21 protein-coding genes and 1 tRNA gene are annotated in these 22,744 nt (G+C 66.4%); 17 read left to right on the plus strand and 5 right to left on the minus strand.

Annotated features, from left to right (window positions below; all coding sequences use genetic code 11):
- The first annotated feature begins 38 nt into the window (after positions 1-38).
- The 4 genes from JIM95_RS07745 to JIM95_RS07760 all read left to right on the plus strand — a co-directional run bounded on the left by JIM95_RS07745 (position 39) and on the right by JIM95_RS07760 (position 4,243).
- The gene (locus JIM95_RS07745; protein WP_200259632.1) at positions 39-731 is read left to right on the plus strand and encodes a response regulator transcription factor; all 693 of its coding nucleotides are present in this window, start codon (positions 39-41) and stop codon (positions 729-731) included.
- Positions 728-2,185, plus strand: a complete 1,458-nt coding sequence (locus JIM95_RS11490) for a HAMP domain-containing sensor histidine kinase (RefSeq protein ID WP_248113418.1) — start codon at positions 728-730, stop codon at positions 2,183-2,185. Before JIM95_RS07745 ends, JIM95_RS11490 begins: the two co-directional genes overlap by 4 nt.
- A gap of 74 nt (positions 2,186-2,259) precedes the next feature.
- A complete protein-coding gene (locus tag JIM95_RS07755; RefSeq protein ID WP_200259635.1) occupies positions 2,260-3,588 on the plus strand; it encodes a S1C family serine protease in 1,329 nt (442 codons plus the stop codon).
- Between the two features lie 79 nt (positions 3,589-3,667).
- Positions 3,668-4,243: a MogA/MoaB family molybdenum cofactor biosynthesis protein gene (locus JIM95_RS07760; RefSeq protein WP_200259637.1), complete on the plus strand. Its 576-nt coding sequence runs from the start codon at positions 3,668-3,670 to the stop codon at positions 4,241-4,243.
- A 201-nt stretch (positions 4,244-4,444) separates the two neighbouring features.
- On the opposite strand, the gene mscL is transcribed toward JIM95_RS07760, so the two are convergent.
- From mscL to JIM95_RS07775, 3 genes are all read right to left on the minus strand, one after another.
- Entirely contained in the window at positions 4,445-4,870 is a 426-nt protein-coding gene (mscL, locus tag JIM95_RS07765; RefSeq protein WP_200259640.1) for a large conductance mechanosensitive channel protein MscL, read from the minus strand.
- Between the two features lie 72 nt (positions 4,871-4,942).
- Positions 4,943-5,713, minus strand: a complete 771-nt coding sequence (locus JIM95_RS07770; RefSeq protein WP_200259643.1) for an SAF domain-containing protein — start codon at positions 5,711-5,713, stop codon at positions 4,943-4,945.
- Complete coding sequence (locus tag JIM95_RS07775) at positions 5,685-6,380, minus strand: 5-formyltetrahydrofolate cyclo-ligase (protein ID WP_200259646.1); 696 nt, start codon at positions 6,378-6,380, stop codon at positions 5,685-5,687. Before JIM95_RS07775 ends, JIM95_RS07770 begins: the two co-directional genes overlap by 29 nt.
- A 72-nt stretch (positions 6,381-6,452) precedes the next feature.
- Between JIM95_RS07775 and JIM95_RS07780 the strand changes: the two genes are divergently transcribed.
- The 7 genes from JIM95_RS07780 to JIM95_RS07810 all read left to right on the plus strand — a co-directional run bounded on the left by JIM95_RS07780 (position 6,453) and on the right by JIM95_RS07810 (position 12,873).
- Positions 6,453-7,364, plus strand: coding sequence for a UTP--glucose-1-phosphate uridylyltransferase (locus JIM95_RS07780; RefSeq protein WP_200259649.1), 912 nt, complete (start codon positions 6,453-6,455; stop codon positions 7,362-7,364).
- Positions 7,365-7,509: 145 nt separating this feature from the next.
- The gene (gene glp / locus JIM95_RS07785) at positions 7,510-8,799 is read left to right on the plus strand and encodes a molybdotransferase-like divisome protein Glp (protein WP_200259652.1); all 1,290 of its coding nucleotides are present in this window, start codon (positions 7,510-7,512) and stop codon (positions 8,797-8,799) included.
- 27 nt (positions 8,800-8,826) lie between these two features.
- Positions 8,827-9,531: a GNAT family N-acetyltransferase gene (locus JIM95_RS07790; protein WP_200259655.1), complete on the plus strand. Its 705-nt coding sequence runs from the start codon at positions 8,827-8,829 to the stop codon at positions 9,529-9,531.
- Between the two features lie 137 nt (positions 9,532-9,668).
- Positions 9,669-10,994: a divisome protein SepX/GlpR gene (gene sepX, locus JIM95_RS07795; RefSeq protein ID WP_200259658.1), complete on the plus strand. Its 1,326-nt coding sequence runs from the start codon at positions 9,669-9,671 to the stop codon at positions 10,992-10,994.
- Between the two features lie 168 nt (positions 10,995-11,162).
- Positions 11,163-11,235, plus strand: a tRNA-Ala gene (locus JIM95_RS07800).
- A gap of 661 nt (positions 11,236-11,896) precedes the next feature.
- The gene (locus tag JIM95_RS07805; protein WP_200259661.1) at positions 11,897-12,520 is read left to right on the plus strand and encodes a TetR/AcrR family transcriptional regulator; all 624 of its coding nucleotides are present in this window, start codon (positions 11,897-11,899) and stop codon (positions 12,518-12,520) included.
- Positions 12,517-12,873: a DoxX family protein gene (locus JIM95_RS07810; protein WP_198737566.1), complete on the plus strand. Its 357-nt coding sequence runs from the start codon at positions 12,517-12,519 to the stop codon at positions 12,871-12,873. The genes JIM95_RS07805 and JIM95_RS07810 overlap by 4 nt, the downstream gene beginning before the upstream one ends.
- Positions 12,874-13,233: 360 nt before the next feature.
- Here JIM95_RS07810 and JIM95_RS07815 read toward each other — a convergent pair whose 3' ends face one another.
- Positions 13,234-14,067, minus strand: coding sequence for a mechanosensitive ion channel family protein (locus JIM95_RS07815; protein ID WP_200259665.1), 834 nt, complete (start codon positions 14,065-14,067; stop codon positions 13,234-13,236).
- 448 nt (positions 14,068-14,515) lie between these two features.
- Here JIM95_RS07815 and galE point away from each other — a divergent pair, with 448 nt between their 5' ends.
- From galE to JIM95_RS07835, 4 genes are all read left to right on the plus strand, one after another.
- The gene (galE, locus tag JIM95_RS07820; RefSeq protein ID WP_200259668.1) at positions 14,516-15,523 is read left to right on the plus strand and encodes a UDP-glucose 4-epimerase GalE; all 1,008 of its coding nucleotides are present in this window, start codon (positions 14,516-14,518) and stop codon (positions 15,521-15,523) included.
- Between the two features lie 53 nt (positions 15,524-15,576).
- The gene (locus tag JIM95_RS07825) at positions 15,577-15,981 is read left to right on the plus strand and encodes a DoxX family protein (RefSeq protein ID WP_200259671.1); all 405 of its coding nucleotides are present in this window, start codon (positions 15,577-15,579) and stop codon (positions 15,979-15,981) included.
- On the plus strand, positions 15,978-16,670 hold the full coding sequence (locus JIM95_RS07830) for a zf-HC2 domain-containing protein (protein WP_200259674.1): 693 nt from the start codon (positions 15,978-15,980) through the stop codon (positions 16,668-16,670). Before JIM95_RS07825 ends, JIM95_RS07830 begins: the two co-directional genes overlap by 4 nt.
- 115 nt (positions 16,671-16,785) lie before the next feature.
- A complete protein-coding gene (locus tag JIM95_RS07835; protein ID WP_200259677.1) occupies positions 16,786-18,030 on the plus strand; it encodes an alpha-amylase family protein in 1,245 nt (414 codons plus the stop codon).
- A 53-nt stretch (positions 18,031-18,083) separates the two neighbouring features.
- Here the strand turns inward: JIM95_RS07835 and JIM95_RS07840 are convergent, their stop codons facing one another.
- Positions 18,084-19,706, minus strand: coding sequence for a dolichyl-phosphate-mannose--protein mannosyltransferase (locus JIM95_RS07840; protein ID WP_410170768.1), 1,623 nt, complete (start codon positions 19,704-19,706; stop codon positions 18,084-18,086).
- 98 nt (positions 19,707-19,804) lie between these two features.
- Here JIM95_RS07840 and rsmI point away from each other — a divergent pair, with 98 nt between their 5' ends.
- Together rsmI and JIM95_RS07850 are read left to right on the plus strand one after the other, a co-directional pair.
- Positions 19,805-20,653: a 16S rRNA (cytidine(1402)-2'-O)-methyltransferase gene (rsmI, locus tag JIM95_RS07845; RefSeq protein ID WP_200259680.1), complete on the plus strand. Its 849-nt coding sequence runs from the start codon at positions 19,805-19,807 to the stop codon at positions 20,651-20,653.
- A 157-nt stretch (positions 20,654-20,810) separates the two neighbouring features.
- A complete protein-coding gene (locus JIM95_RS07850) occupies positions 20,811-22,643 on the plus strand; it encodes a BCCT family transporter (protein ID WP_200259683.1) in 1,833 nt (610 codons plus the stop codon).
- Positions 22,644-22,744: the final 101 nt, after the last annotated feature.

Raw genomic sequence — 22,744 nt, forward strand, 5'->3', positions numbered from 1 at the left:
CTCAGCGAAAACACATGTGATGAGGGCACAATGGGTGCATGAAGATTCTGGTTGTAGATGATGAACAGGCGGTCCGTGAGTCACTGCGGCGTTCGCTTTCCTTCAACGGGTACGACGTCCTGCTCGCGGAAGACGGTGAGGCCGCGCTCGAACTGATCGCCAAGGAACAGCCCGATCTCGTGATTCTTGACGTGATGATGCCCAAGGTCGACGGTCTCGAGGTCTGCCGCAGCCTGCGTTCCACGGGTGATGATCGCCCCATCCTCGTGCTGACGGCCCGGGATGGGGTCTCGGACCGGGTGGCCGGCCTGGACGCTGGTGCCGACGACTACCTGCCGAAGCCTTTCGCACTGGAGGAGCTTCTCGCCCGGGTGCGGTCACTGCTCCGGCGCGCAGCCGCGGACGCGGTGAACAGCGTCGGCTCCCGGGAGCTCGAGTTCGAGGATCTCCGGCTGGATCCCGATACCCGGGACGTGACCCGGGGTGAACGGTCCATCAGTCTCACCAGGACGGAATTCGCCCTCCTCGAGTTGCTGATGAGCAATCCCCGGAGGGTGCTGTCCCGGGCGTCGATCCTCGAAGAGGTGTGGGGCTACGATTTCCCGACCTCCGGCAACGCTCTCGAGGTCTACATCGGCTACCTGCGTCGCAAGACGGAGGCCGACGGTGAACCCAGACTGATCCACACGGTCCGCGGCGTCGGTTACGTCCTCCGGGAGACTGCTCCGTGATTCTCCGTACGCCGACGCCGGACTCCGGCCCGGCTGTGGGGGACGACGGGCCGGATCCACTCGAACAGACGCACGTCGGTTGGTCCCGGCGTGCGCCGCTACGATGGCAGTTGTCACTGGTCACCGCAGTCATGGTCGCGGTGGCCGTCGGCGTGATGACCGTCGTCGCCTACTGGACGGTGTCCACCTCCCTGACCCGGCACGTGGACCAGGAGCTCGAGGACAAGGCGTCTTCGCTGCTGCAGAACAGCTTCGACCCCGCCTTCGTCTACAACCCCGCGGTCGAGGTCGCGGCGTTCAAGACCTACAACCCCGACATCCGGGTCGCGTACTACCCACCGGGGTCGGTGAAACCCATCGGGGACAGCGTCCCGATCCTCGACGAGGTCGATGTTCTCCAGGGCAGTCGTGAGGTCTCCGTGCGCAGCAGCGGTGACGAGCGGATCTTCGCCCGACAGAACAAGATAGGCGCGACCGTCATCCTCGCCCAGGACATGCGCGGCACCCACCAGCTGATCTCCTCGCTGGGGCTGGTGCTGCTCCTGATCGGCGGCATCGGGGTTCTCATCGCCATCGCGGCGGGCATGGTCGTCGCCACGACCGGACTCCGTCCTGTCAGCCGGCTCCGGCAGGCCGTCGACTACGTCGCCCGCACCGACGACCTCCGGCCCATCACGGTGGTGGGCAATGACGAGCTCGCACAGCTCACCCGCAGCTTCAACGGGATGCTGGCGGCCCTGTCGGCGTCGCGTCGTCGACAGGCGGAGCTGGTCGCGGACGCGGGGCACGAGCTGAAGACGCCCCTCACCAGTCTGCGCACCAATGTCGAGCTCCTCATGATGGTCGACAGGCAGAGCGGCGCCTCGATCAGTCCGCAGGACCGGAGGGATCTGGAGCACGACGTCATCGCCCAGATCGAGGAACTGTCGACTCTCATCGGGGACCTCGTCGATCTCGCCCGAGAGGACGGGCCGCAGCAGATCGTCGAGTGCATCGATCTCGTCGAGTGCATGGAGACCTCCCTGGAGCGGGTGCGCCGCCGCAGGCCGGACGTCACCTTCACGTTCAACTCGACACCGTGGTTCCTCTACGGAGATCCCTTCGCCCTGGGGCGGGCGACCCTCAACCTCATGGACAATGCGGCGAAATGGTCGCCCGAAGGCGGTGAGGTGCGGATCGACATGGAGCAGATCAGGGAAGGCGTGATCGAGGTGAGGTTCTCGGATTCCGGACCGGGTATCCCCGTGGAAGACCGGCAGAAGGTGTTCGAGCGCTTCTACCGGTCCATCGCCGCCCGCAGCATGCCGGGATCGGGACTCGGCCTCGCGATCGTCGCGCAGGTCATCGCACGCCACGCGGGAACCATCGCCGCCGAGGAGTCCGACGACGGGGGAGCCATGATGCGGGTCACCCTCCCCGGCACCCCCTCCGTCGACGACGGCGTCGACAGCTGATCTGACGCAGGTATCCAACCGACCTACAGTTGATTCACAGCCAACGTACAGAAGCAAGGACGATAATCGGACCCATGAACAACGACAGCTTCGACCGCAACCAGGACACGGGTGGTTCAGCAGGCAACCCGTACGGCAACACGGGATCGGATTTCGCCGGCGGCGCCGCACAGTGGCATTCAGGCCGAGGCTCCTCTGACGGGACCGCATCGCCGTATCCGCGGCAGACGGGGAACGGGCAGACCCCACCGCCCCAGGGTGGTTTCCCCACTCAAGGCGTGACCCCGACGGCCCCCCAGCCGCAGCCTCGGCGGCACCGGTCAAACAAGAGACAGGGGCTCGGCGTCGTGCCCGTCACCGCACTCATGCTCACCACCGCCATTCTCACCGGAACCATCACCGGAGTGGTGGTGAGCCGGGACAGTCAGCAGCCCGTCCCGTCCGCGCCGCAGGTGAACGCCCTCAACGAACCCGCCGCCCACCGGACCAGCCTGCCGGCGGCCGGAAGCGTCGAGGACGTCGCTGCCAGTGTGCTGCCTGCCGTGGTCTCCATCGAGGTCACCGGACCGACCAAAGCGGGGGAGGGATCCGGGTCGATCATCTCCGCGGACGGAATGATCCTGACCAACAACCACGTGGTGACGGGAGTCGGCGAACCTGCGGAGATCAGGGTCAACCTGAATGACGACCGTTCGTACCTCGCCGACATCGTCGCCACCGACGCCCAGACCGACATCGCGGTCATCAAGCTCCGCGAGGCGAAGGATCTCCCGGTGATGACCTTCGGCGACTCGGACGACCTGACGGTGGGTGAACAGGTCGTCGCCATAGGTTCGCCGCTCGGCTTGAGTGCGACGGTGACGACGGGCATCGTCTCGGCGCTCAACCGCCCCGTACGTGCCGGTGGCGACCGCGGGGAGTCCTCCCTCATCGACGCGATCCAGACCGATGCCGCGATCAACCCCGGCAACTCGGGTGGTCCCCTGGTGAACATGGAGGGGCAGTTGATCGGAATGAACTCCGTCATCGCCTCCACCGCCAGCGGCGAGGCGGGATCCATCGGACTCGGCTTCGCCATCCCCGTCAACCAGGCCCGGCGTATCGCGCAGCAGCTCATCGACACCGGCGTGGTGACACACCCGCTACTCGGGGTGCTGCTCGCCCAGAAGTCGCGGTACCGGGGTGGGCTCGTCGAGTCACTCACCCCCGGTGGCCCCGCGGAGAGAGCCGGCATACGTCCCGGTGAGCTGGTGCTCAAAGTCGATGACCGGGTGATCGACAGCAATGACGCGCTCATCGCCGCGATTCGCTCGCATGAGTTCGGTGAAACTGTCACACTGAAGGTGGCTGATCCGGAGAACGGGACCAGCCGGGACGTCGAGGTCACGTTGACCGACAGCTGATCGGCGAAGACCGCCAACGTCCGCGGAAATGAAACGATCAATCGACGCCGCTGGTGCGGAGAAAGTACACTCCTAGGACATGGACAACAACCTGGCCCCCGACAGCAGCGTCCTGGACGATTTCGGCGAGCCGGACCCGGAGTTCCTGAAGGCCGCCGAGGGAAACCGGCCCCTTCCGGCTCCCCGTCGGGCGCTCGTGGTTCTCGTCACGGATCAGATCGCCGATGACCGCGACGACACCGATCGTCTGGTCACCGAGTTGCTCCAGGAGGACCATTTCACGGTCGACGCGGTGGTCAAGGTCACCTCGACCAAGAGCGCGATCCGCAAGGCCATCGAGACCGCCGTCGTCGGCGGGGCGGATCTGGTCATCACGGTCGGCGGCACCGGTGTCGGCCCCCGGGACAAGACACCCGACGCCACGCGCGCCGTCCTCGATCAGATTCTCCCCGGAATCGCCCAGGCGCTGCGCGCCTCCGGCCTGGCGTGCGGCGCGATCGACGCCGGTACGTCCAGGGGAATATCCGGGGTGTCCGGATCGACCGTCATCGTCAACCTCGCCCCCTCCCGGGCTGCCATCCGCGACGGTATGGCGACACTCGGACCGTTGGTCCACCACATCATCGACCAGCTTCAGGCATGGTCGATGGACTAGTGGAGTGAGCATGTCCACATCCTCGCGCCCACGTCGCCGGGTTGTCAGGCCGTCCACCGCGGAGAACATCGACCGTTCGGTCGACAGGGCATCGGTGACCCGCCGCATGACGCAAGCCCCCGGACAGGGCGGATCTGACGCGTCCGTGTCCGAGGGCTTCGATGAAACGTACTGGCGGAGTCAACGTCCGCCGCACTGGGGCTAGCCCAGGCGTTCCGCCGTGGGGCCGTGGCCCTGTTCCTTCAGCAGGTCGCGGATCTCCGTGAGGAGCTCCACCTCCACGGGAGCGGGGGTCTCCTCGTCCTCTTTGCCGGCACGCGCGGCCTGGATCTCCTTCACCCGGTTCATGGGGGCGACGAGAACGAAGTAGATCACCGCCGCGATGATGAGGAAGTTGATCGCGGCGGTGATGATCGCCCCGAAGTCGATGAACGTCGCCTCGTTGCCCGGGCGCAGGTGGAAGCCGAGGCCGGCGTAGTCGGTGCCGCCGAACACGGCGAGCAGCGGGTTGATGAGGTTGTTCGAGAAGGCGGTGACGATCGCGGTGAATGCCGAACCGATCACAACCGCAACCGCGAGGTCGACGACATTGCCCCGCATGATGAAATTCTTGAAACCGTTAAGCATGAAGGTCTGCAGCTCCTAGTTAGGGGAAAACACGGTGTTCGTCGCTGAGGCGACGTGAACACTCTAGATGGCTCAGACCGGTTTCTCCGCTCCAGCCGCCCGTGGACCCGTCAGAACGACCGTGACGGGGGACGTCAACGACACGGCCGCGACCCTCCGTGCGTCCTCCTCCGGCAGAGCAAGCAGAACGGTGGCGGCGCTCTGACCTCCGCGATCGCCGGGTGGCGCCGTCAGTATCACACGTGCTCCGGTGGCGATGACGTGGAATCCCGCGTCCACCCCCGGTCCAACGGCATCGGAGTCTGCCCCCGGACCCCCGTCCCCGGCCGAGAGAACGGTGACCGTATCGCCGTGGACGAGAAAAGGAACGACCGCGGGTTCCGCGAGGCGGAGCGGTACCAGGGTCGGCCTGCCGCGCCCGGAGCTGTGCTCGGCTCCTCCGAGCATCCGTGCCGTCGCACCGGGGTCGATCAGAAGCGACGTCGTCAGGACCTGTCCCGGATCCACGGAGGTGACGACGATCCGTCCTACGCCCGCATCGACGGACTCGAGGGTTCCCTCCGGGTGCAGGCCGGGCGGGACCCGGACCAGATCCAGGTCCTCGCGGCTCAGCTCCGCCCCCGCTGTCACCGGACGCGCGAGTGTGACGGCCCACGGATCGTCGCTCCGGGTCGAGAAGACCGCGGTGATTGCGGCCGACACCACGAGCAGCAGGGCCGTGGACCGACGGATCGCACGGCTACGCCGCCACCCCGGGGTCAGTGCCCGGGTGACGGGGGAGCGCCACCCGGGGCGGGGGTCGGGCTTCGTGGAATCACGCCTCGTTCCGCGGGGATTTCTCATGCCTGTGGGACGCTCCGGAACCATCGGGGGTTCCCCGACCTTCCGTCGGTGCAGCGCAGGTGTGGAATGCGTCCGGGGTGAGGACCCCGTCCACAGGTTCGTCGTGTGCCTCCGCCGGCAGCCCGTCGAGCAACTCTGAATCGTATGTCAACGCGATGATTCTGCACCGGTTCCGGTCAACACCGGCGAGTGCGCGATCGAAGTAGCCGGCGCCTCTGCCGAGCCGAACGCCCTCCACCGAGCAGGCGAGCGCGGGACACAGCAGAAGCTCCACATCCCCGGGGAGAGTCTCCATCCGGGGGCCGGCAGGTTCCGTGATCCCGAACCTGCCACGGTGCAGGTCGCCGGTTGACTCACAGAAGGCCCAGCTGAGTCGACCGGCGGGTCCGCTCACCGGCAGCCAGATCCCCGGGAGCACCGACAGCAACGCCTCCACCAGTAGCCCTCCACCCGGTTCCCCCGGCATCGGTGAGTACGCGGCGACCGTGGACGGGTCGCCGGAGCGGATCAGCTGCAGGACACCCTCGACCAGACGCGTGTCCAGTGTCCGGCGCCGCCCGGGGGGCGTGGACGCCCGGGCATCCAGGATCGAGCGGCGCAGCGTCTCCTTCACTTCCCGGGGATCGACGACTGCGCCGGAAGTCGTCTCCGGCGTCCGAATATCCATGTCAAATCATCCTAATCACCCACTCGGGTATCCGTTGTCCGTTTCGTTATACGGGGCCGGTAGGCTCAAAGTATGAGCAAGCCGATGAAGATGCACAAGCATGCGGTGAAGACGGTCGTTGTCCCCGCAGCGGGGCTGGGCACCCGTTTTCTGCCCGCGACGAAGACTGTCCCGAAGGAACTGCTTCCGGTCGTCGACACGCCCGGGATCGAACTGATCGCCGAGGAAGCGGCCGACCTGGGGGCCTCCCGGCTCGCGGTGATCACCGCACCCAAGAAACAGGGCGTGCTCGCGCATTTTCAGGAGCACCCCGAACTCGAGCGCACCCTCGAGGAACGGGGCAAGAACGAACAGCTCGAAAAGGTGCGCCGCGCCCCCTCGCTGATCCGCGCGGTGCCTGTCGAGCAGGACGAACCCCTCGGACTCGGACACGCGGTCGGGCTCGCGGAGAACGTGCTGGATGACGACGAGGACGTCGTCGCCGTCATGCTCCCCGATGATCTCGTCCTCCCCACCGGGGTGATGGAACGGATGGCCGAGGTCCGCGCCGAACTCGGCGGCAGCGTGCTCTGCGCCTTCCAGGTCGAACCCGACCAGGTCAGCAACTACGGCGTGTTCGACATCGAGGAGATCGACGCTGATGCGCGTGACGTGAAGCGCGTCCTCGGCATGGTCGAGAAACCTGCGCGGGAGGACGCCCCCTCGACCTTCGTCGCGACCGGACGCTACCTGCTCGACAGGGCGATCTTCGATGCGCTGCGCCGGATCGAACCCGGTAAGGGGGGTGAGCTCCAGCTCACCGACGCGATCGAGCTCCTGATCACCGAGGGGCACCCCGTGCACATCGTCATCCACGAGGGGCGCCGCCATGACCTCGGAAACCCCGGGGGGTACATCCGGGCCTGCGTCGACTACGGGATCCACCACCCCGAGTACGGCCCCTCTCTGCGCAGATGGGTCGGCGAACTCCTCGAATCCGACTAGCCGCTGTGGGGCCGGCGGTGCGGGGGAGTCGCGACACCCGGACTCTCCCGCGGCGATAGCGCCCCGGAGTAGCTCCACCGCACTACAATGACGGCGGAACGATGCGGTGATCAGGTCCGTGTCCGTCGGGAAGGAGACGAAGCGAGTGCGTTCCGTCGAACAGCAACTGTCCCTCGTGACCCGTGCCGCGGTCACCCCGGAACCGGTTCGCATCGCCATCTCCGAGGCGCTCGGCCTCATGTGCGCCGAGGAGGTCCAGGCGACACGCCCCCTCCCCGGATTCACCCAGGCCGCGATCGACGGCTACGCCGTCCGCGCCGTTGACGTCGGAGGGGAACGCGGAATCGGTTCCCCGGAGCTCTCCTCCGCGAAGGATGATCCGGACGGGGAAACGAAGGCGACCGCAAAATCGCTTCCCGTCGTCGGTGAAGTTCCCGCGGGCTCGCAGCAGCCGCTCCGCCTGCAGCCGCGGCAGGCCGTGCGCGTGCACACCGGAGCGCCCCTGCCCACCCTCGCCGACGCGGTTCTCCCGCTCGCCTGGTCGGACCGCGGGCACAAGAGAATGACCGCCGAACGCCCCGTACGCTCGGGTGAGTTCGTGCGCAAGGTCGGGGACGACATCCGTGAGGGCGACGTCGCGGTGTCACCGGGCAGTGTGCTCGGCCCCGCGCAGATCGGACTGCTCGCCGCCGTCGGTCACCCGAAGGTCCTCGTCTATCCCCGTCCCCGGATGTCCGTGATCTCCGCGGGCGCCGAACTCGTCGACATCGACCGGGAACCGGGTCGGGGGCAGGTCTACGACGTCAACTCCTACGCGCTCGCCGCCGCGGGCAGGGAAGCCGGCGCGGATGTCCACCGGGTCGGTATCGCGGCCGGGGAGCCCCGCAGGTTGCGGGAGATCATCGAGGGACAGATGCTGCGCAGCGAGATCATCGTCATCTCGGGAGCGGTCGGCGGTGCCGGCTCGGAGACCATCCGTAGGGTGCTCTCCGAGATCGGCGACATCGACACCACCCGCGTCGCCATGCACCCCGGATCCGTGCAGGGGTTCGGTCTTCTCGGGGAGGAGGGCATTCCGGTGTTCCTCCTGCCCTCGAACCCGGTGTCCGCCCTCGTCATCTTCGAGACATTCATCCGCCCGGTCGTGCGACTGTCGCTCGGCAAGCGTAACGCCACCCGCCGGACCGTCAAGGCCCGGGCGCTCAACCGCATCACCTCACGTGAGGGACGCCGTGGACTCATCCGGGCCCGCCTCATGCGCGACGCCGAGACGCGCGACTACCTCGTCGAGGGACTCGGTGGTGCAGGCGGTGCGCCCGCCCACCTGCTCGCAGGGATGGGGGCGGCGAACGCGATGATCCGGATCCCGGAGGAGGTCACCGCGATCCGTCCCGGAGACGTCGTCGATGTCCTCTTCCTCTCCCAGAGTCAGTGACCGGACCTGCCGGGGACGTGGACGCAGGTGATTGATCCCTTCGGGCGTGCGGTCAGGCGGTCGGAGAAGCAGGTGGGCCGTGATCCGCACCCCGAGCACCCGGGCTGGCCCGAAGTGACCGACCGGGTCATTCTCCCCGACGGCTCCCCGGTACGCCTCCGCCCCCTGCTGCGGCGTGACGCCGGGTCCTGGTCGGCAATGCGGACCGAGGACGTGGAGATCCTCCGCCCCGTCGAGCCCACCGTCGCAGGCACCTGGAAAAGCGCCCACGACCGCTCCGCCTGGTGGCGACTTCTCCTGACCCTCCGCACGATGGCGAACACGGGGGTCCTGGTCCCCATGGCCATCGAATGCGACGGGTGTTTCGCCGGGCAGCTCACCCTCGGCAACATCCAGCACGGTGTCGTGTCCGACTGCTGGATCGGCTACTGGGTGTCCAGTCGCTACACCGGGCGCGGTGTGGCGACGGCCGCTGTCGCACTCGGTACGGACCACGCCTTCGGCAGAGTCGGTGTGCATCGGGTCACCGCGACCTACCTGCCCGCCAACCCGGCATCGGGAAGGGTCCTCGCGATCAACGGGTTCCGTGAGGAGGGCTACCTGGTGCGGTGCCTCCACATCGACGGTGACTGGAGGGACCACCATCTCGTGGCACTGACCGAGGGGGAGTTCCTCGATTCCTGCGTCGACCGGTTGATACGCGGCGGCAGAATCCTCCGGAAGGCGGACTGACGCTGGTTTTCCCGACCCCGCGAACACCCGGCGTGCCTACCGGAAAGCCCCGTCGAACACGGTTAGTGTTGGGTGGAAGTGGCAGGTCACCCTGCCCGTCATTCTGTTGCAATCAAGTGGAAGGTGGGCGGACGCTCATGTTCGGGACATTCGTGATCGGCCTGATGATCGTGGTCTGGCTGTTTGTGCTCCTTCCACTCGTGCTGCGCAACCGGCGCCCCATCCGACACGCGGGTGAAGGGTTCGACGACACCCGCATCGTCTTCTCCGGGGACGATGCCACGCAGACTCCCCGTCGTAGGCCACGGCTCGGGCACCACGCGCACGGCCACGAGGGATCTCCGACAGCTCCGATCGACTCCGGGGAACCGGACGTCGGTGAGTACGAACTGCTCGACGATCCGGAGGTCATCGAAGGACAGCGGAGCAGGGTCGACGACGGGACCGTGGAACACGACGCCGGTGAGCCCGCCGTCCACGAGGACGAGGGGGCGGCGCGCGGCTCCGGTATCGGCGGCTTCTTCTCCGCCCTGTTCGGCCGGAGGTCGGCGGTCGACGACGGTGCCGGGTCGGGAGCGGAGGACGGAGACAGGAGTTCCGGCACCGCCACCGCCAGCGAACGCCGCAGGGCGGCGGCAGCGGAGATCCGCAGCCGGATGCGCGCCCGGACACGCCCGACCGAACAGGACGCCATCGAGATCCTCGAAGGTGAGGTCGTCACGGAGCTACCCGCCCTGGCCGCGCACTCCGAGACGGTCGATACCGTGGTCGTCCCCGCGGTCGAGCTCGACGATGACGACGACGAAGAGGCGTTCCACCACGACGACGCCTACACCGACCCCGCCGACCTCCTGCACCCGGCGGGCGACTACCGGCCAGCTGACGACACCGGTGAGGCCTACGACTACGGGGATGAGCCGCATACCGCGGATACCGCTGTCGCCGAGATCGAGGAGGCCGAACCGGAACTCACCGAAGAGGACATCGCGTTCGCCGCGAGCCGCCGTGGTCGTGGCGGATTCGATCCGGAGACACACGACGCCTACGCCGCAGCCCGGTTCCGACGGCGCCAACGCACCCTGATCATCCTCGCCGTGCTCCTGTTGGCGGGTCTCGGCATCGGTTTCCTGTTCGGCGGACTGTACTGGCTGGTGTCAGCCGCCGTGGGGCTGCTGCTCGGCATGTACCTCTACGCGCTGCGCACCCAGGTCATGGCCGAACAGGAACTCCGCGCCCGCCGCATCCGTCAGATCCGCCGCGCACGTCTCGGCGTACGTAATGCAGCCGACGCCGAACTCGGGCTTCCCGCACGCCTGCGACGTCCCGGTGCGGTCGTCCTGGAGATTGACGATGAGAGCCCCGATTTCCACGAGCTCGAACTCCACGAGGGCTTCGCGGGGGCCGGGAGCGATGAGGACACCGTGATCGACATCTCGACCTACCACCCGCGCCGGGCGGGTTGACCGGGCGACCGGTACTACCGGTTTCGGGCGGGTGACGGGCACTGATCCGGGAGGGCAGAGCCCAAATTGTGTCACCGGCCCTGTGGGCGTAACATGTCCACCAGCACCGAGTGGTCCGGTTGAGTCCGGATCCCGGTTCCCGGGTGTTTCCCGAGGGAAGCACCGTGAGGGGCTATAGCGCAGTTGGTAGCGCGCCTCGTTCGCATCGAGGAGGTCAGGGGTTCGATTCCCCTTAGCTCCACGTCGAGGGGAAGTGTCGAACTCTTTGGGGTTCTCACTTCCCCTTTTCCGTGTTTTCCGGGGCGATCGTGTCTCCGTGGTCGAGGCACCGTTAGGCGACGGTGATGGTGTGGTCGCCGATGAAGATCTTGTCCGTGGAGTATTCAGGGGGCTCCCGCGTTTCAGCGGTGTCCACCGTGGTGTGGGCGTATTTCTCCCAGACGTTACCGGTGCAGACCCCGCTTTCGGAGAGTGTGGCTTCTGCGTTATTGAGTTGGATTGCTTCGTTCTGGTTCCTTTTTGTCGTTCGAGTCCTTTTCATGGCTTGTCGGTGGAGTCACTGAATATGCCAGGGCCCACTGCTTCAATGAAGTCACCGCGTGGAGACCCAACGACTTTCCTGCGAGCTTCCAGGCTTTTCGGCATCTTCCGATCGGCCCCGTGTGTCTGCTGGTAGAGATTTGTCGTGTCCACAGCTGGGGAGGAGGGCATCTCGGTGTCGGGAACCGGATCGTCAAACGTCGCCATTCCCACTGGTTTCGCTATGTGACGGAGGTGCACCCGAGAGGGAGATACGTTCTGGCATGCGGTGGACATGTCGGGCATCGCCTCCGGGTTGACTCTCTGTGCGGGTGTACCGCCAACGTCTCTTGAAGAGCTCAGTCCCCTGAAGTAATCTGAACATGTTCAGTGAACAGGTTCAGGAGGTGGAGATGAACGGCATCCGGGCTGAGGCGCGTCAGACGACGCGCCGTACCGTGCTGGAGGCGGCAGGCAAGTTGTTCGACGAGCGTGGATTCCTTGAGACGACCGTGAGGGATATCGCGCGGAAAGCGGGTGTGAGTGTCGGGACCGTGATGGCGGCCGGAGACAAGGAAACCCTGCTGGTGGAGTTCTTCGACAGCCTTATCGCGGAGCGTCAGCAGTACGCCGATGCTCTCGCCCCGGGTGTCGGAACCCGGTGCGACGAAGAGGCGGTGGCAGTGGTTGAGCCGTTCGTGTCGCTCTTCGATGAGCGTCGTGACCTCGCGCAGGCGTACGCCTCGATTCTGGTCGGTGGGAGACATTCCTCCGTGGTCTTCACCGACCTCGCGCGGCGGCTGATCGCTGTATTTGAGCATCTGGTGGAAGCCTGCGGTTGCCCGAGATCCGTCGACGCACGCGGGTGTGCCGACGCGTTCCACGCGGCGTACATCGGGAGCTTGTTCATGTGGTCGGCCACGCCGGAGAGGTCCGTGTCGGAATTCACGGCTCAGTTGCGGGACGTCTTCGCGGCGATCTGCCCGCATGGGGGAGGTCACCCGTGATTCTGCTTCCGTCGTGGTGGGTGCCACCAGCTCTCCTGGCCGCCGTCCTTCTCCTGGACGTGGCGCTGTCGATCCGGCCGCTCGGCTTCATCCGCATGTGTCTCCACGGTGTCCGGTTCCCCGAGGAGTGGTGGTGGATCCTGCTCGTTGTCAAGGTGCTTGCGGCAGGGGGGCTCATCGCGGGCATCTGGGTCCCCGGAATCGCCTTTGCAGCCAACAGCGGGGTCATCGCCTACTTCCTGTGCGCATCAGCAGCCCACATCCGGGCGAAAGCAACCGGAGCCGCTTTCCGGGTCAATTGCCTGGGGATGCTGGCATTGTCGTGCGTGACCCTCGTGTCGAGCTTCCTCTGAGGTCTGAACTGGCGATGCTTCAGACCTGACCGCAGAGGGATGGGCCGCACCGGTGAATGTACGCCGATAACGTTTCTTCATCCGCGGCATCCACGACTGCACGATTGATGTCGTGCAGTCCACCTGCGTAACCAACGCAGAAGCAGGCAACACATGATCCCCACGAGCATGGAGTCGGACACGTGCCCCTGAGCCCACCGCAAGAGACCGCCGGCACCCGGATCTCCTGCTGTCGACGGGATCTGTCCGTCCCGGGAGAACAATGCTCCGGATGTTCCTACGACAACCCCTATCGCGGGGTTCCGGGGCGGCGGAGCCCTGCGGCACCCGCGTTTAGCGCGTGGTGCAGATCCAGGGTTGCTAGGCCTGTTCTTCCGGTCCTTCGTTCTCCGCATTCGGGCTCTCCGTGAGTTGGACGGCCAACGGAGGTGTCCCGATGGTGATTCCGTTCTCGGCGAAGGAACCCAGGACGTGCTCGATCACCGCGTCCTGAGCTTCCTTGGTGTCGAGCTGGCGGGCGCTGGTCCAGAACCTCAGATCCAGCTGTATCGTCCCGGTTCCGACCTGTGAGAACAGCGCCTGTGCCGGGGGATCCGAGAGCACGCTGGGCAGTTCACGGATGGCGTTCAGTGCCACCTCGCGGGCTGCGGTGGGATCGGTGCCGATGGTGAGGTCGAAGACGACGGTGGAGCGGACGTACTCGAAGCCCGTCTGCACGGTGACGATCTCGGAGTGCAGCGCGGAGTTCGGGATGAGTACCAGTCGACCGTCGAAGGTGCGGATCGCGGTGTGGGAGAGCTGCATCTCCACCACTGTTCCCGCGTGATCCTTCAGCGATATCTGGTCGCCGACACGGAACCGGTCCCGGGCGAGGATGACCATTCCGGCGAACATGTTGCCCAGCACCGTCTGGAAGGCTATACCGATCGCCAGGGAGAACAGACCGATTCCGCCGAGGATGTCGACGGGTTTGACGCTGGGGAAGACGATGGTCAGGGCCGCGCCGAGGGAGATGACGATCACGGCCGCCTGGACCAGGCCCGCGAACACCCGGCGGGAGGAGTCGCTGCGGCCCCGCCAGTGCAGGAACCGGGAGGTCGCCCAGTTCATCAGCCGGGAGAGGACATAGCCGCACACGGCCACGGTGAGTCCGAGGAGTACCGCTTGCCAGGTGATCGGCGGTAGTTCGAGCATCTGTCGGCGGTTCCTTCGCGTTGTCGGCCGGGCAGGGGCGGAGATGTTCCCGGTGATGCCAGGGTAACGGGGCTCCGTGCATCCCCGCCAGACAACGGTGATGGGGATCCGCGCGGGACGTGACGACGGCGGGACGACCGCGGGGTCCGCCGGCCCGGACGGTCGGCGGTGACCGCAATCCGTGACGGGAGCCCGGGTGGAGGTGGCGCTCCGGGGGAGGGGATGATGCCCCGGCCGGCACGGCGTGCGACGGAGATGCTGCTGCATACGAGCTGAATCATGTGGATGTCCGGGAATCGTCCTGTTTCCCGGCGGTGTCCCGCCTGATGTACGCCCGGCAGTGATAGGTTCAGTGGAAACGAGACCATTCCGTTACCCGCCGACAGAGGTCGGTGGCCACGACCTCGAACCCGGTCGCGCGACAGACGAACCCAGGCAAGGAACCCACATGGACATTCTCATCACCGGCGGTGCAGGCTTCATCGGATCGACGGTCGGCTCCGCGTTGATGGAGCTCGGCCACAACGTCATCGTGCTCGACAACTTCTCCACCGGTCGGCGGGAGTTCGTCACCGACCGCACCGTGTACGAGGGGGACATCGCGGACCGGTCCGTGGTGGACCGGATCTTCACCGAGCACCCGGACATCGCCGTGACGATCCACTGCGCGGCGTCGATCGTCGTTCCCGAGTCCGTCGCGGAGCCGATCATGTACTACCGCAACAACGTCGAGGGAACGCTCGAGCTCGTCGATGCGCTGCTCGCCAACGGCTGCCGGCGGATCATCTTCTCGTCGTCGGCGTCCATCTACGCGGTCCGAGAGGACTTCGCGGTGGACGAGGACTGCGACATCGCACCGACCAGCCCCTACGCACGCACCAAGGCCCACGTCGAGGGCATGCTGCGGGACATCGCACACGGCACCGAACTGAAGGTTCTGTCCCTGCGCTACTTCAATCCGATCGGCTCCGACCCGAAGATGCGCACCGGTCTGCAGCTCGAGTTCCCCTCGCACGCCATGGGCAAGATGATCGAGGCGAAGAACGCGGGAAAGCCGTTCACCGTGACCGGTGTCGAGTGGCCGACCCGGGACGGATCCGGGATCCGTGACTACATCCACGTCTGGGACCTCGCCCAGGCGCACTGCCGGGCCGTGGAGCGCTTCGACGACGTGGTCCCGGGTACTGACGCCGAGAGCTCCTACCGGGTGATCAACCTGGGCACCGGTGACGGGACCACGGTGTTCGAGCTCGCCGACGCCTTCTCCAGGGTCTCCGGTGAGAAGCTCGAGGTCGTCACCGGGCCACCGCGCCCGGGCGATGTCGCGGGTGCGTTCACCCGGTCCAGCCGGGCGAAGGACGAACTGGGCTGGGTCGCGGAGCACTCCATCGACGAAGGCATCGCCGACACCCTGAAGTGGTTCGAGGTCCGCGGGAGCATCCTCGAGGAGTTCTAGGAACCGGGACCGTCGGGTCAGGGCACGTGGGTGCCACCGGGTAGTCTGTCGATATGGATAAACCGGTTGTCAGGGACGGCATGCTGCTGGTGTTTCGCGCCATCCTCGGGCTGGTGTTCGTGGCCCACGGATGGGACAAGCTCTTCTTCACCGGCATCACCGAGACCACGGGACAGTTCAGTGCGGCGGGTGTGCCGCAGCCGAAGCTGTCGGCGTGGATCGCCGCGCTCGCCGAGCTCGTGGGTGGGGGAATGCTCGTCGTCGGGCTCCTGGCGACGTTCGTCGCCGCGGGTCTCGCGCTCCTGATGGCCTGCGCCTTCTACTTCGTCCACCTCGGCTCGACCGTGTTCGTCGCGGACGGGGGGTTCGAGTACGTCGTGGTACTCATCGCCGCTCTGCTGATGGTCGTGGTGTTCGGTCCCGGTCGCGCGAGCATCGACGGGGTCCTGAGCAGATGATGGACTGCGCCGGGATCCAGCGGGCGTTGTCGGCCCGGCTGGACGGGGAACCCGCGGGTATCGCCGACGACGTCGTCGACGCCCATGTCGCCGCATGCGTGGAGTGTCGGGCTTTCCTCGACTCCGCCGCCGCGTTGAACCGCCAGCTGAAGTTGTCCACCGCCTCCGGTTCGGGGCCGATGGTCGCCCCGGATCTGTCCGAGACCATTCTCGCGGGCATCGAGCCGGAGGCCCGGCGCCGGGCCGCGGCCCGGGCGTTCGGGCTGGCCCTGTCCCGCGTGGTTCTGGTCGGGATCGGGCTCGCCTACGTCATCTGGGCGATCGTGCTCCTCGGGGACTCGGCCGCCGTGGTGGCGCCACCGGTCGATCCCGGTGTGGACACCTCCGTCACCGCCGGACTGTTCGTCGACGCCGCGGCCGTGCGACTCGCGCTCGCGTTCGGCCTGTTCTTCGCCGCGTGGCGCCCGCAGAATGTCGCGGGCATGGTCCCGGTCTACGGTGCGCTGTGGGCGTTCAGCTTCGGTTTCGCCACCCGGGACGTGGTGCTGGGCTATGCGAGTGCCTCCGATGTCTTCGGGCTCGTTCTGCTGCTTCTCTCGACCCTGGTTCTCCTGTGGACCTGGTTGTCCGGTTTCGGTCTGGTGGCCATGGGACGGGCGTGGCGGGCGGCGACCGCCCGGCCCGACTGAGGGCATCCCGCGGGCTGTGTGCATACGGGGCCTCCGTGGCAGACTGGGGCCGGGGCCGGTCGACGCCCCGGATCCCGTCTACCTGAACCCGATTTCCCAGGAGCTAAAACACGTCATGAGTTTCGTTGATCACGCCATCACCTGGCACGTCTATCCCCTGGGATTCACCGCGGCTCCGGTGCGCCCCTCAGGCCCCGGGGAGCGTGAGCTCACACACCGGCTGCCCGCCCTGATCGACTGGCTGGATTACGCGGTCGGACTCGGATTCAACGTGATCCAGCTGGGTCCGGTGTTCGAATCGACGTCCCACGGCTACGACACCCTGGACTTCCTGCGCATCGATCCACGGTTGGGTGATGACGGCGATTTCGATGAGCTGATCGACGCCGCGACGGACCGCGGTGTCGGCGTGCTCCTGGACGGGGTGTTCAACCATGTCAGCAGTGAGCACCCGCTGGTGCAGCGGGCACTGTCGGAGGGCCCGGACGGCGAGTACGCGGGAATGTTCCGGATCTCCTTCGACGGGGAAACCGCATCCGCCGAGACCTTCGAGGGACACGAGGGGCTCGTCGAGCTCAACCACGAGGATCCCCGCGTCGCGGATCTGGTCACGGACGTGATGCTCCACTGGCTCCGGCGGGGCATCGCCGGGTGGCGTCTGGACGCGGTCTACGCGGTTCCCGCGGAGTTCTGGTCCTCCGTCCTGCCTCGGGTACGGGAGGAGTTCCCGGAGGCGTTCATCTACGGGGAGATGATCCACGGAGACTACGCGGACTACGTGCGGAGTTCTGGCGTCGATTCGATCACGGCCTACGAACTGTGGAAGGCAATCTGGAGTTCACTCAACGACGGGAACTTCTTCGAACTCGAGTGGAGCCTGCGTCGACACAACGACATGCTGGGAACCTTCACGCCCTACACGTTCGTCGGCAACCACGACGTCACCCGGATCGCCACGAAGGTCGGCCCGGAGAAGGCGGCTGTCGCAGCCGCCGTTCTCTTCACCGTCGGTGGCACCCCCGCCGTCTACTACGGGGACGAGTTCGGGATGGAGGGGGAGAAGTACGAGCGGATCGGCGGTGACGACGAGGTCCGTCCGTCGTTCCCCGCGTCGCCGGACGACCTGGGGGAGACCGGTGACCGGCTGCGCCGGCTGCACCACGATCTGATCAGTGTCCGCCGCAACCATCCCTGGCTCGTCCGGGCACGGGTGGAGACGGTCGATCTGTCGAACACGGCCTACACCTACGACTGCGTCGGCGAGGGGGACGAACGGCTCAGGGTGGAACTCTCACTGGAACCGTCCCCGGCCGTACGGATCAGCCGCGACGGCGAGGAGATCCACGGCTTCGGCCGGTGACGGACGCTTCCGCCCCGCACACCGTGCGTGGTGTGCGGGGCGGAAAACGGGTGTCACTTCCAGCTGCGGAGCCACATCAACGACTCGAAGTGTGCGTCGGTGATCCGGAAGCCGTAGAGGATGGGCAGGAAGTAGAAGAACAGGGTCACCGCGAGCGCCAGGTAGCAGATCACACCCAGGCCACCGGTGGTGAGGCTCCGGGGTACCGGGAGCCCGGGGAACCTCGACCGGACGGGGGCTCCCGCCCGGGCGATCTGGGCGAGCGTCATCCCGAGCAGGATGACCGTGAAGGGCACCATGGCGGTGGCGTAGAAGAAGTACATCTGCCGGTCGTAGGCGGCGAGCCACGGGAGCCAGCCCGCCGTGAAACCGGTGACCGGAACCGCGAACCGGAGGTCGCGGCGGATGATCAGGCACCACAGACCCCACAGCACGACGGGGACCGTCAGCCACCAGACGGCGGGGTTCCCGAAGAGCAGGATCATCCGCCGGCAGGTGTCGTCACCGCAGCTGAGTCCGGTCTGCGAGTAGTACAGGATCGGCCGGGTGGCGGCCAGCCACGACCAGGGCTTGGAGTCCCACGGATGACTGTGGCCGCTGGAGCTGGTCAACGAGGCGTGGAAATCGAGGACCCGGTGGTGGTAGTACAGCCATCCCGCCAGGGCGTCGGGGAGTTTGGCCAGCGGGGAGTCCGGCGAGATGTCGCCGTTGACCGCCGAGTGCCGGTACACCCCGGTCTCCGAGGCGAACCAGGCCCGCCAGCTCCAGGCGTAGACGAGAACCGGAACGATGACGGTCGAGGCGAACGCCGGCACCGCATCGCGGACGAGCATCCCCGTCAGCGGGCGGGCGATGCGGTAGTGGTGGCGGAGCCAGATGTCCAGACAGACCGTCAGAACACCGAAGAAGGCCATGTAGTAGAGGCCCGACCACTTGATGGAGAGAGCCATCCCGAGCAGGATCCCGCACCCGAACCGCCACCATCTGAACCCGGCCCGGGGGCCGAAGGCGGAGGACACCGATCGGAGCGTACCGTCCAGCCACGCCCGGTGATAGTTGTCCCAGACCTGCGCGAAGTCCCGCGCGAGGCAGTATGCCGCGGCGACGACGAAGAACGCCTGGAAGATGTCGAGCATGCCGAACCTGGACGACACGAGGAGCACCCCCTCGATCACGGCGAGGAGCCCGGCCGCGGCCGTCGCGACCGGGGAGCCGGTGAGGCGGCGGGTCAGGGCCATCACGAGGACGACCGTCGCGACGCCGAACACGGCGGTGCTCAACCGCCAGCCGAGGGGGGTGTACCCGAAGAGCATCTCGCCGTAGGCGAGGAGCTGTTTCGCCAGCGGTGGATGCACGACGAGCCCGTATCCCGGGTTCGCCTCGATGCCACCGGTGACCGGATTGCCTGCTGAACGGACCATGTCCCATGCCTGCGGGACGTAGTGCTTCTCATCGAAGACCGGTGTGCCGTCACCGGTGGCCGAGGTGAGTCTGAAGAAGCGTGTGATCAGGGCGAGCAGGCCGATGACCAGGAACGTGGCGGTGTCGGTGCGCGTCCACGGGTAGTGCATCGGGCCGGTGGGGGGAGGGAGCTGGAAGCGGTGCCCGGACCTCCGTGCCGGGGGCGTCACGGCACGGGATTCGGCGGAGGTGAGGGTATCTGCTGCATCGGTCACCCGAATGAGTCTATTGGTTGTGCTGCGGGTGCGACAGTGCAGGTGGTCCAATTCGGTGTGCGCGGTGCACCGGGCGGGGTATGTGGGAGACTTGTCGCATGCATTCCGAACCCCGTCAGCTGCCGACAGGTGTGATCGTCGCCGCCACCCCGCTGGGGAACATCGCCGATGCGTCGCCACGTCTCGCCACGGCCCTCGAGTACGCCGATGTCATCGCCGCGGAGGACACGCGGAGGTGCTCCGCGCTCGCCTCCGCGCTGGGGGTACGGCCGCAGGGGCGGATCATCTCCAATTTCGACCACAATGAGGTCGGGCGTGTCCGGCAGCTCCTCGATGTCGCCCGGACGGGGACCGTGGTGGTGGTCAGTGACGCCGGAATGCCCGGTGTCTCTGACCCGGGATTTCCGCTCGTTGAGGCGGCACACGACGCAGGTGTTCCCGTGACCTGTTTCCCCGGACCGTCCGCCGTGCCCACGGCACTCGCTCTGTCGGGTCTGCCCGTCGGGCGGTTCTGTTTCGACGGGTTCGCGCCCCGGAAGCACGGGGCCAGGGTGTCCTGGCTGGAGGAGCTGGCGACCGAACGCCGGGCGGTGTGCTTCTTCGAGTCCCCGCACCGGCTGGCGCAGACCCTCGCGGATGCCGCCGCGGTGCTCGGTCCCCGGCGTCGGGCCGCGGTCTGCAGGGAACTCACCAAGACCTATGAAGAAGTGAAGAGGGGCACTCTGGAGGAGCTCGCCCGCTGGGCGGACGAGGGTGTCCGGGGTGAGATCTCGGTGGTCATAGAGGGGGCGCGACCCGCCGTCAAGGATGTCTCGGAACTCGTGGTGGAGGCGGCTGCCAGGGCGTCCGCCGGAGAGCGTCTGAAGACCGTGTGCGCGGAACTCGCAGCAGCGCACGGGGTCTCCAAGAAACAGATTTACGACGCCGTCGTGACACTTCGTGACTGAACTGTTGCCGATCTGTTACGTAAAAGGTTCGGCGGACACTCTGGTCAGGGGATATGGAGGGAACACAGAGCTGCGATTAACCCCGTATTTTCCTTAAGTGGGTGATAAAAAACGCTGGTCATTTGATTAATCATGCGTTTGGCACCATGTTGGAAACATGACCAACTCTGACCCGAATGAACAAGACGCGCACCACACCCATCAGCGCGGACCGAAGGACGGTCTGACTGAACCCGAGCCCCGCTCAGCGACGCAGACCCTGGCGTCGATGCTGGAAGCGCCGGATCGGCTCCACCACATCGACGACACCGAGGACATCGTCTCGGAGGCCGACGCCGAGTTCCACCGGCTCTGCTGGCCGGTGATCATACCGGCGATGGCGATCGTCATCGCCGTCGTCGTCTGGGGGCTGGTCAGCCCTCTGACCTTCTCCGACTTCGCCTCCGACACCCTCGCGGTCGTCGTGAACAACTTCGGTTGGGCCTTCGCCCTGTTCGGTACGGTGTTCGTCGCGTTCATCGTGATCCTCGCCGCCACCAAGTTCGGCCACATCAAACTGGGCCGGGACAACGAGGCCCCCGAGTTCTCGACGGTGAGCTGGATCGCGATGATGTTCGCCGCCGGCATGGGCATCGGTCTGATGTTCTACGGAACCTCCGAGCCGCTCGGCCACTATCGTGCCGGGGTCCCCGGTCATGAGGAGCAGGAGGTCGGCACCGCATTCGCCACGACCCTGTTCCACTGGACCCTCCACCCGTGGTCCGTCTACGCCATCGTCGGTCTGGGTATCGCCTACTCCACGTTCCGCGTCGGCCGTAAGCAGCTGCTCAGCTCCGCCTTCACCCCGCTGATCGGCGTGAAGGGTGCGGAGGGCGTGCTCGGCAAGATCATCGACATCCTCGCCATCATCGCCACGGTCTTCGGTACCGCGGCATCGCTGGGAATCGGTGCCGTCCAGATCTCCGCAGGTCTGGACAAGACCGGTCTGATCCCGGACGCCTCCGACAACACCATCCTGATGATCGTGCTCGTCCTGACTCTCGCCTTCGTCATCTCCGCGATGTCCGGCGTCGGTAAGGGCATCCAGTACATCTCCAACGTGAACATGATCCTGGCCGGTCTCCTCGCCGTGTTCGTGTTCATCCTCGGGCCGACGGTCCACATCCTCAACATGATCCCGACCGCCGCAGGCAACTACCTCCTCGAGTTCTTCGAGATGGCCGCCCGGACCGCGGACTCCGCCAACGGCACCGCCGGCGACTGGCTCGCGGGCTGGACGATCTTCTACTGGGCGTGGTGGATCTCGTGGAGCCCCTTCGTCGGAATGTTCCTCGCCCGGATCTCCCGCGGCCGCACGATCCGTGAGTTCGTCATCGGCGTCATCGCCGTGCCGACCGCCGTCTCCGTCGTCTGGTTCTGCATCTTCGGCGGCACCGCGATCCACCTCGAGCAGATCGATGAGTCCATCTACGGTGACGGTGACGCCAAGCGTCAGCTGTTCGACCTCCTCTACACCCTGCCCGGTGGTTCCATCGCCGCATTCCTCGCGATGCTGCTGCTGGCCACCTTCTTCATCACCTCGGCGGACTCCGCGTCCACGGTGATGGGCTCGATGAGCCAGAACGGCCGGCTGGAGGCCAACCGCTTCGTCACCGCCGGTTGGGGAATCGGTACCGCCGCAATCGGGCTGACCCTCCTGATGAGTGGTGGCGAGGACGTGCTCAGCAACCTGCAGAACGTGACCATCATCGTCGCCAGCCCCTTCCTCCTCGTGATCTTCCTGCTGATGTTCGCGATCGTGAAGGATCTGCGCAACGACCAGCTCTACCTGGATCACAAGGCGCAGCGCGAGTTCGCCATGAATCTCGCGCGTGAGGCCCGCATCCACGCGGAGCACCAGAAGCGGGAGGCGAAGAAGGCGGCCAAGGCGGCGAAATCGCCGAAGGTCAAGGCCTCCTCCAGGTCCGCGAAGAAGGAAACCGGCAGGTAACTGTTTTCCACGCATCGCCGAAAACCCCGCCCACGGTTCATCCGGAGGCGGGGTTTCATCGTGCTCCGGGCCCCGGGGGCGGCACCCGTGGAACCGATAAA

Origin of the sequence: Corynebacterium antarcticum (assembly GCF_016595285.2) — a bacterium.
GTDB classification, from domain to species: domain Bacteria; phylum Actinomycetota; class Actinomycetes; order Mycobacteriales; family Mycobacteriaceae; genus Corynebacterium; species Corynebacterium antarcticum.